Source organism: Prevotella multiformis DSM 16608, from assembly GCF_000191065.1.
GTDB lineage: Bacteria > Bacteroidota > Bacteroidia > Bacteroidales > Bacteroidaceae > Prevotella > Prevotella multiformis.
In genome coordinates, this window is sequence record NZ_GL872282.1 from 666,881 (window position 1) to 677,307 (window position 10,427).

Below are 10,427 nucleotides of genomic sequence, written 5' to 3' on the forward strand. Positions count from 1 at the left end.
AAGAAAGGATCACTTATGAAAGCAAATAGAATATTTATCGCGCTTCTGCTTGCCCTGCCGGCACTCTTCCTGCAGTCGTGCCTGAAGGACCAGGAGGATGTCTTCGACAGTCCTTATTCGAAACGTGTGTCGGATTTCCTCCAGCAGGCGCAGGACACGCTCGTGAAGGCCCCCTACGGATGGGCACTGGACTACTACCCGGAGAGCAACCAGAGTTACGGCGGAGTGGCCTACACCATCCGCTTCACACGCGACAACGCCATCGTACGCTACGAGAACAATCCCGACGACGGCGAGGTGAAGTCGCGTTACAGCATGAAGGACGACAGCGGTCCCGTGCTGTCGTTCGACACCTACAACGACTTCCTCCACGTCTATGCGACGCCGAAGGACGGCGAGTACCGCGGCAAGGAGGGCGACTTCGAGTTCGTCATCGACAGCATCGGATCCGACCGTATCAAGCTGAAAGGCAAGAAGTCGGAGAACACGATGTACCTCCGCAAGCTCACGGCTGATGCGGCGGAATACATGGAGAAAGTGACGGAGGTGTCCGCCGACTTCATCTTCTCTGAGATGAAAGTGACCGTCGGCGGGAAGCCTTACAGCATCGTCATCACCGACCTGGACAACCGCCAGCTGGCACTCTACGACGGCAACACGCTGGTAGGCACATCGGCCTACGCCTTCACCGACCACGGCATCCGCCTCTACCTGCCAGTCACTGTGAACGGCGTACGGCTGTACGACTTCACCTATGATTCCGCAACGGCGAAGCTGTCGGCCGGCGGCGTCGAGACGACCGAGAGCTTCGTCGACGTCAACGCCATCGCCAGGCTCATCGGTTCCGTCAGCGTGTCGAACGGAGCGAAAACCGTCACGAAGACCGTCCCGCACCTCGACAAGCTCCAGCTTGCCTGCGACGCCTCATGGGTACACCTCTCCAAAGACGGGAACACGCTGACCATCGCGGTGGAGGCCAACCCCGTGGCCACCAAGGCCCGCGGCTCGAAGATCAAGGTGTCGAACGGCACCGACGAGGCGCAGGTACAGGTGCTGCAGTACGACCTGCCGGCGCTCCTGGGTTCCTACAAGCTCACGATGACCGCATACGATCCGGACGCCGAGGCATTCAGGCAGACGACCCGCAATGCGAAGATCCGCTACACGGGCAGCGGCAAGAACCGGAAGTACTTCCTCAACGTGGAGAGCGGCTACGGAGCCGACTACATCTTCCCGCTGACCTACGTGCAGTCGGCCAACGCCTTCCTGATGCAGTCGGGACAGAAGGTGATCACGCTCCACGGACAGAGCAAGACCTATTACATCGGCAATGCCTTCAACATCAACAAGAGCCAGGGAACGGGTGTCGGCACGAATGCCTACAACCTGATTTCCTTCGAGATCTCCGACAACGGCGACATCAGGGCCTCGCTCTGCGGCCCGCTGTTCGTCATCAGCGGCGGACGGCTCCAGTACACCGGACTGACCACGCAGATCATCGTCCTCTACGCATTCACCGGCGAACCGTTCTCAGAGGACAACCTCGCCGGATGGTTGGACAAGTGGCAGAACGCCGTAATCGAGAAGACCTCGACGTCTTCGCCGGCAAAGCCCGCCCCGCTGTTCGATGACGACGCTGCCGGCAGCGGACACGATACCGCCCTGCCCCAGTACAAGGCGAACCGTGTCGCACGCTTCGACATGGACTGGAGATCCATCCTGCCGGCATGGAATGCATCCCAAGTGAAACTAAACAAGTAAACGCTTTATGAAAAAGATATTCAATATTTGTCTTCTCTCCGTTGCCGCCGCAGGCTTCATCGCCTGCAGCGACAACGACGACGCTGGCAGCGGATACCTGCGCGAGAACTCCGTGCAGATCGTCAGCTCCAAGCTCTTCTTCAATGCCGACGCACAGAAGGGCGGCGTGAAGTTCAACGCACCGGCCGGGTCGACGGCCTCCGTCAGCGAGGCATGGGCCAAGGCCGAGGTGAAGGACGACTCCGTCATCGTCAGCGTGACCAACAACGCCGCACCCGACAGCCGCGCCGCCGTGCTGACCATCAAGAACAGCAGCGACTCCACCAACCTCTCCATCCTCCAGTCGGGCGCCGAGTTCAAGTACACGGGCCAGGAGGACATCGCCGTCAATGACAACGACACCGCCCTGGCACTGCCTTACACGAAGGTGGGGGCAGAGCCGGTCATCGACGTGGCGGAAGGCACCCCTCCCGGCATCGTCGCATCGACCGAGGACAAGGGCGACGCGTTCGTGGCGCACATCAATGCCAACAAGACCGGCGAGCCGCGCACCTTCAACCTCGTGATCACCAACCGGCAGAAGACCGACACCGTCACGGTGACACAGGGCTGCCTGGACGATTTCGTCGGCAAGGCGTATTTCCTCCAGGGCTATGACCTCCTGAAGCTCACCCCGCAGACCAAGGATCTCAGCGAGCTGCTGACCCGGATGAGCGGTACGATCAAGAAGAACACCGACGGCAGCGTCGTCTTCGCCGTCAGCGGATCGCCGATGGTCGTCCATCTCGGCTTCGACCCCAAGACCCTCGCCTTCTCGCTCACGGGCGCCGACCTCCTCTCGTCGACTCCCCGAGGCAGCGGCTCTCTGCTCCGCGTGACCTCCGTCTGGGACAGGGACTTCTACCTCGCCCTGCAGAAAGCCATCAGCCAGATCGAAAGCCAGCACAACGCAGGAAAGATAAGCGATGCCGACTACAACACATTCAAGCAGTCTACGCTGCCCGGCATCTACAGCATCTTCGCATCCAAAAAGCTGTCGATGAAAGCCACGATGATGGCCTCCGAGGAAGACGGGGTCGTCATGGGACTCTTCGAGGACAGCGGAGCGAACGCCGACTACATGAGCCAGCAGAGCGGTCTGGCACAGATGGGATTTGCCGTCAACAGCTTCAACGCCAATACGCTGGGGATCTACGAGTACCTGCTGTCCGGCAAGAAACTGACATTCAGAAAGCCGATGCTCATCCTGACGCTGCCGGTGTTCTACCACCTCCTGCCCTCTTCAGGCAGCGCAAAGCCTGCACTGCCTATGCCGCAGAAGGCTGGCGCCGGTCTGTCTGCACTGAAGGCGCTCATCAGATAAGATCGATCACCGGATAAGATCGAGCAGCGGAGGCGCTCATCAGAGGAAATGAAGAAAGGGAGACAGCACCCCTTTCCTGAAGACCTCCCTGTTTTGATGAAGCAGAAAAGAACAGCCCTGTCCAAGCACGAGATGCGAGGACAGGGCTTTTTTTCGGCAGCAAGAAAAAGGGCTTCCTGCAGGGCACGCTCCCGCAAGCCCCGTTTTACAGAACATTACCATTGAGAAACAACGGATAACAGGCATGATTCTGCCATCGGGACAGGATATTGCAGAGGAATCAGAACAAGACTTCGCAAAGCCCCGTCCAAAAAAGAAAAGACCTGAGTTCAGCTGAAACAGATTAGAGAGGACAAGCTGCATTTTACTTTATTATATATATTTAACGCTTTAGGGGGGGTAATTGAAGATATGTCACTAACTTTGCAGCAAAATCAGCCATTTAAAGTTATACAAAAAGGAAAAGGCTTTCGCAGACTCCAGTTGTACGCACTGCAAGGCAGAGCAAATGACTTCATCTTGCAGAAACCAGACAGCACATGCGGAAGCATCGTCTGCAAGACCGGATACAAGGAAGCGGACAAAACTGGTTTTAAGGAAAACGGCAGAGACAACAGAAAGCCGGCACCAGCCTCGCAAAGAACAGTTCACCACGGATAACCCCTCCTCAACGCTGACTACGGACAGCCGTCATACAACAGGCCTCGCAAAGAACAGTTCACCACGGATAACCCCTCCTTAACGCTGGCTACGGACAGGCGTCATACAACAGGATATGCAGACGAAACCATCCACTAACAAAATTAAAACAAAATTGAAATGAGCAGAATGCAAATCAAGACCACGTATCAGAAACCTGAGGTCGAAGTCGTGTACATCCGTACAGGCAGCCAGCTGCTGGATGCTTCGTTCCCGGGAGACCACCACAAGGGAGAGCACAAGTCAGGACCGACCGAAGAGTCGAGCGAAGGAGCCAAGGGCGCTTTCTTCAGAAGCGGCGGCGAGAATGTACCGGCATCATGGGAAGACTAAAACAAAAACATGAAGATGAAGATCAAATTATCCTATCAATGGGCTGTGACAGCCCTGCTGCTTGCAGCCGCCGGCTGTTCAAGCGACGACATAACGACAGAGAAAACTGCAAAACCAGCAGCCGAGGGAAACGAAACGGCACAGACGGGCTTTGTCGCCGGTACGGAAGGTACGCGCACGTCACTGGATTATGACACAAGAGACTTCTTCTGGGAAGAAGGCGACAGAATCTATGTGCAAGACGACGGCAACGTCTTCCAGCACAGCAGCAATGCCGTAACGGGGACAAGACAGGCTGCATTCAAGTTCCTGATGCCCGGCACCTACGCCCACAACAGCTACTTTGTCTACTACCCCGGCAAGAACGGCACCGGAAACAACGTGACAATCGCTTCCGCCCAGACCCAGAACGGACCGGACAACACCCTCCACTTCGGCATATCCGGCGACTGCGGTACAGGCACGGCCACCCGCCAACCCAACGGACAGTACAAGTTCCAGCTCAATCATGCTGCCGCCTATCTCTGTTTCAAGCCCACTTACAGCCATCCGCTTGCAAGCACCTATGTCACGAAGATTGAAGTGACCGCTAATAAGAACATCGCCGGAGCCTACACACTGGGCACGGACGGACGGCTCACCGGAACAGGCAGCAGCCAGACAATCACGCTGACGCCCAAGACGGCAGGCAGCAGTGACGGATTCGCCATGCAGAACAATGCAGCCGGGACAAGTTGCGAGGCCGGCCGGATGTTCATGGTCATCATGCCCGGAAAGTACAAACTCACCATAAAATACTACGTCAGGGACAAAGAGACAGGCGTTTCGGGTGTCATCACAAAGACGTTCGGCGAGTTCCAGTATGATGCCAACGGCTACTATGACATGCCGGCAGCATTGTCCATAAGGTACTATGATGATAAATATTATACCTGGGATGCCAAGAAGGAATACTGGTTCGGACACAAGAACGACCAGCCGAAGAAAACGGGAGTACCAGGCAGCAATTATCCTACCAGTGCGGATGGCGACCGCTGGTACAACACTTCCAAAGACCCGAATGCCACTGCCAACACCGCCAAGACCTGTCCGAATGCCAATGAACTTATGTGGTACTGCCTGAAGGGCGACCCGCACTGGGACAACAAGACGCTCTGGACCGTATGGGGACATCTGTACACAGGCGGTATGTGGTTCAAGAAGGCAAGCGTCATCGCCTCGGAAAACGGAAAGAGCAGTGCTGATAAACTAAAAGAAAAAGCACCAAGCGGAACAGACCATGTTCACAATCAGCCCTTTATAACTCCTCCGGATAACAAGAACATCACGCAGAAGGCTCCGGACAACCGCAGCAATTATTTCTTCCTGCCTGCCATGGGACGCTATGAGGAAGGCAAACTTATAGAGTTCGGTTCGTATGGACGTTACTGGACGAGTACACCATATAAATGGGGTAAGGATGTTTCCTACAGCCTTTATTTCAATTCGCGTGATGTCGTCGTAAGCAATATCATCGAAAAGAAGAACGGTCTCCGCCTGTGGAAGACCGAATAGGCCGCCCTTACATACAATATAGACAACAGGTGTGCGGAAACGGGGACTTTCCCGTCCGTACACCTGTTGCCGTTTTCCGGTCCTTCCGCTAAATGCGTGGATGCTTTCCGTATGGCTTTAACGGAAGGATCGAAGTGGTTCATTCAACAGAAACATAGCCAGGACCGTCAGCTGTCTATCCTGTCATCATCCTTTGATACAAAAACCTTCTCGGTTTAATCTGCCGGGAATACAGACAAGGTCTTGAAAAACCATTACATAATTCCAGACAGATCATCTGCAAATATAAAAAACACGTGGAAAAAGCAGGCTGGTAACCGGCAGTCAATCAACCGGTTATTAAGTCATTTCTGACAGGTGCCTGATTGGGCTTCAGAAGGGCGTTGGTAACACACTGAAAGAGCACCTGCTGCAGGCCAGTCAGGCCTCTTTTAGAAGCCAGAAGGGCATGTGCTGCTTTGCGCTGCATGAAAACAGTTTACAAATACCGGCGGTATGGGAATCGGCTGTCTGTAGACGACGGAAAGGCCTGCCGATGGACCGGCATCGTGTCAATCTGCCTTTCCGGCATCTTACCTTATAGATCATCCCCCTTTGCAAGACCCTATCTGATTCTGGACGGTCACGCCCTGCAAGTGCAGAAGTCTTTATTCCCATCTGCGCATTGGACGGAAGAACCGAAAAAAGGCAGGGAAAGACGCGGAGGTCTGTCCCTGCCAGATGGCTGCGATGCTGACACCGGAGGGATTATCCCTGCCGGTTCAGACGGTATGGTGAAAGCCGGTTTATTCCTTGATGTTCGGCTCTTCCAGTCCGAGGTGGCGTTTCTTGTCGACCACCTTCAGGATGAGACCGATGACGAGGGCGACGACACCCAGTCCGGCAAGCATGATCAGCGGTGCCGTGTAATTGAGCTGTGTCGGGTCGGTCACACCGACGTTCGTCTTGTCGAGCACCTTGCCGATGAGCAGCGGGAACAGCCACAGGCCGATGTTCTGAATCCAGAAGATCAGTGCATAGGCGGACCCGATGATCTTCGCATCCACCAGCTTCGGCACACTCGGCCACAACGAGGCAGGTACAAGCGAGAAGGAAGCACCGAGGACAAGAATCGTGACATAGGCCACGATGACGCCGCCCACCTGGCTGGTCTTGAACAGCGGGAGGACGAAGGCGAAGGTGAGGTGGCAGAGAATCAGCAGCAGCGAGCCCAGCACGAGCATGGAGGCCGCCTTGCCCTTATGGTCGACATAGCTGCCGAGAATCGGGGTGATGCCTACTGCCAGCAGCGGGAACACGGCGAAGATCGACTCTGCCGACTGGCGCATATAGCCCATGTAGCAATAAAGTACAAGGCTGAGTATGGAGAGCAGGAGCATCGTGTTCTTCAGCGCCTTCCGCTTCATGAAGTTGTACATGAAGGCGGTGGCAGCGACGACGAGCATGATGACATACTGGACCATCGTCACACTGGAAGACGCCCAGAACGAACCGGCCGGAAGCTCATGGAACGTAAGGTTGCACTGGAGCATGTTCACGGCATACTTCTGGAAGGGGAAGATGGCCGAATAGTACAATACGCAGAGCAGGGCGACGAGCCAGAAGCCCATGCTGGTGAGGATCTTCCCGAGGTCGCTGATCTTGAACGGATCTTCCTTCTCCTCTGCCTCGCCGGTCTGTGCGTCGAGTTTCCTGTCCATGAAGAAGTAGACGACGAACATCATCAGGGCGATGCAGATCAGTACGACACCGAAGGCTACGGAACGTGACACATCGACATGCCCGCCTAACTTGGCAAAGAACGGAGAGAAGATCATGCAGGTGGCGACACCGAGCCGGGCCAGCGCCATCTCGGAACCCATTGCCAATGCCATCTCACGTCCCTTGAACCATTTCACGATACCGCGTGAGACGGTGATGCCGGCCATCTCCGTTCCACAGCCGAAGATCATGAAGCCGCAGGCCGCCACCTTCGCCGATGCCGGCATGCCCTCGTAGAAAGGAGAGACACCCAGCTGTTCGAAGACAGGAATATGGTTGAGGTTGTTGGTGAACCACGCTTCTACCGCACTGCCGCCAAAGCTCTCGCTGATGGCATAGTACTTGATCAGCGCACCGGCCAGCATCACTGCACCGGAGAGTACGGCGGTGAAGCGGACACCCATCTTGTCGAGGATGATTCCGGCAAAGATGAGGAAGAAGACAAATACGTTCAGGAAGGTTTCCGACCCCTGCATCGTTCCGAATGCGGTAGAGTCCCATCCCCTCTGTTCCTGCATCAGTTCCTTGATCGGGGAGAGGATGTCCACGAAGATGTAGGCACAGAACATCGCCAGTGCCAGCAGGAGGAGAGCCGTCCAGCGCATAGCCGCTGAATCTCTCAATGTTGTTTGAATTTTTTCAGTCATGATGAATTATTAAAAGTCTACGAGTAAACGGGTAGACGAGTTGTCTGTCAGATTATCAGTTAAAAGAGGTTGACGGGCTGACAGGTCGACGGGCTGGCAGGTCAATGCCATCAGGCAACTTGACTACCCGCAAACCCGTCGACCTGTAAACTTACTTCTTCAGCCAGCGGTCGAGCCAGCTGAAGAATGTGCGCTGCCAGAGAATACCGTTCTGCGGCTTCAAGACCCAGTGGTTCTCATCGGGGAAGAGGAGCAGCTCTGCCGGTATGCCGCGCATACGGGCTGCATTGAAGGCGCCCATGCCCTGGTTGGCATTGATGCGGTAGTCCTTCTCGCCGTGGATGCAGAGTATCGGCGTGTCCCACTTGCCGACGTTCAGGTGCGGACTGTTGGCGTAGGTGCGCCGGGCTGCTTCCGTCTTGTCCTTGTTCCAGTAAGCGTCGTCATACTCCCAGTTGCTGAACCACGCCTCCTCGGTATCGGTGTACATGCTCTCGAGGTTGAAGGCACCGTCGTGTGCAATGAAGCACTTGAAACGTCTGTCGTGGATGCCTGCCAGATAATAGACGGAGAATCCGCCGAAAGACGCACCGACGGCACCGAGCCGGTCCTTGTCCACGAAGGGCAGATTGCGGGCCGCATCGTCGATGGCGGAGAGGTAGTCGTTCATGCACTGACCGGTCCAGTCGGTACTTACCTCCTCGTTCCATGCACTGCCGTAACCGGGCAGGCCGCGGCGGTTGGGTGCGATGACGACATAGCCGTTGGCGGCCATGATCTGGAGATTCCAGCGGTAGCTCCAGAACTGGGAGACAGGACTCTGCGGTCCGCCTTCGCAGAAGAGCAGCGTCGGGTACTTCCGGTTCGGATCGAAGTGAGGCGGTGTCACCACCCACTCCTGCATCTCCTTTCCGTCGGTCGTCTTCACCCATCGGTCGTGTACCTCGCCCAGTGCGAGCTGGTCGTAGATGTGCTTGTTCTCGAAGGAGAGCTGTGTCTGAAGGCTTGTCTTCTCCTTCTTCGCCGGCGTGACGGCGTAGATTTCGTTGGCCTGGGAGAGGCTCTGACGGATGGCCAGCAGCTTCCTGTCGCCCAGCAAGGCAATGCTGACATAGTTGTGGTCGCCCTCCGTGAGCTGCTTCACCTCGCCCTTGAGACTGGTCTGATAGATGTTCTCCGTCGCATGCCATACGCCGATGAAGTAGAGGACCTTGGAATCGGCCCCCCATGTGTATTCGTCGACGTTCGAGTCGAAGCTCTCGGTGACGTAGGTCTTCCTGCCCGTGGCCAGCTCGTAGACGCAGAGGCGGTTGCGGTCGCTCTCATAACCGTTGTTCTTCATGCTCTGCCAGGCGATGTACCTGCCGTCGGGCGAGAATTTGGGATTCACGTCGTAGCCCACGTTCATGTCGCCGGCCTGATGGTTGACTGCCTGGTTGCGCATGCTCTTCGTCGCATCGATTGCCGGTTCCACATAACCCTCGGGCTTGCAGAGGTTCTTCGTCCGGCGGGTTTCCACATTATATATATAGATGTCGGCATCGGTCGAGATGGCATACTGCGTGCCCTCTTTCTTGCGACAGGTATAGGCGACAGACTTGGAGTCCCTGCTCCAGTCGATCTGTTCGATGCCGCCGAACGGTGCCAGCGGACTTTCGTAAGGCTCGCCTTCGAGCACGTCGACACCGTCGCCGATGCCTCCGTCAGTGACGTCAGCCACGAACGGATGGGCGTTCGCCGTCACGTAATGGTCCCAGTGACGGTAGTTCATATCCGTGATGACCATGCCTGTAGCCTTCGGCAGATCACTCGGGTTCTGCCTGATCGTGCCGTAGTAAGGGATGCTCTTGATGAGCACGACGCGACGGCGGTCGGGCGAGAAGCGGAAGCCCTCGATGTCGATGTCCGAGCGGGTGAGCTGCCGGCGGTCCGTGCCGTCGGCCTTCATCGTCCACAGCTGTCCTCCGGTGAGGAAAGCCAGGGTGTTGTTGTCGAGCCATGCTGCATCGCTCTCGTTCGCTGCGGAGGTGGTGAGCAGGCGGTCGTTCCTGCCGTCGGCATCCATGATGCGCAGCACCTGGTGTCCCTTGTTCTCCTTCACGCTGTAGTACCCCACCTGGTAGACGATCCGTCTGCCGTCAGGTGATGCCTGTGCGGCACCGATGCGCCCCATGGCCCAGAGAGCCTCGGGTGTCATGAGGTCGCTCTTCAGCGTGATGCTGCTGCGCCCGATGTTCACATCCTGTGCCTGTGCGCCGCCGCTCATGACGAGTGCGGCAGCCATTGCGACTGTCAAGTTCCTGTTCATA

General features: G+C 56.4%; 6 protein-coding genes. 4 read left to right on the plus strand and 2 right to left on the minus strand.

Features of this window, described 5'->3' with window-relative positions; translation table 11 throughout:
- Positions 1 to 15: 15 nt before the first annotated feature.
- The 4 genes from HMPREF9141_RS02715 (at position 16) to HMPREF9141_RS02735 (ending at position 5,710) form a co-directional block, all read left to right on the plus strand.
- Positions 16 to 1,761 carry a DUF4302 domain-containing protein gene (locus HMPREF9141_RS02715; RefSeq protein WP_007366920.1) on the plus strand — a complete coding sequence of 582 codons (1,746 nt, stop codon included), beginning with the start codon at positions 16 to 18 and terminating at the stop codon, positions 1,759 to 1,761.
- Positions 1,762 to 1,768: 7 nt separating this feature from the next.
- Positions 1,769 to 3,124: a BACON domain-containing protein gene (locus HMPREF9141_RS02720; protein ID WP_007366921.1), complete on the plus strand. Its 1,356-nt coding sequence runs from the start codon at positions 1,769 to 1,771 to the stop codon at positions 3,122 to 3,124.
- An 819-nt stretch (positions 3,125 to 3,943) separates the two neighbouring features.
- Positions 3,944 to 4,156, plus strand: a complete 213-nt coding sequence (locus HMPREF9141_RS02730; protein ID WP_007366924.1) for a hypothetical protein — start codon at positions 3,944 to 3,946, stop codon at positions 4,154 to 4,156.
- 15 nt (positions 4,157 to 4,171) lie between these two features.
- Positions 4,172 to 5,710: a hypothetical protein gene (locus HMPREF9141_RS02735; protein ID WP_040554387.1), complete on the plus strand. Its 1,539-nt coding sequence runs from the start codon at positions 4,172 to 4,174 to the stop codon at positions 5,708 to 5,710.
- A 785-nt stretch (positions 5,711 to 6,495) separates the two neighbouring features.
- Here HMPREF9141_RS02735 and HMPREF9141_RS02740 read toward each other — a convergent pair.
- Both HMPREF9141_RS02740 and dpp5 read right to left on the minus strand, forming a co-directional pair.
- Positions 6,496 to 8,118, minus strand: a complete 1,623-nt coding sequence (locus HMPREF9141_RS02740) for an MFS transporter (protein WP_007366926.1) — start codon at positions 8,116 to 8,118, stop codon at positions 6,496 to 6,498.
- A 151-nt stretch (positions 8,119 to 8,269) separates the two neighbouring features.
- Positions 8,270 to 10,426 (minus strand): dipeptidyl-peptidase Dpp5, encoded by a 2,157-nt coding sequence (gene dpp5, locus HMPREF9141_RS02745; protein ID WP_007366927.1) that lies wholly within the window; start codon positions 10,424 to 10,426, stop codon positions 8,270 to 8,272.
- Position 10,427: the final 1 nt, after the last annotated feature.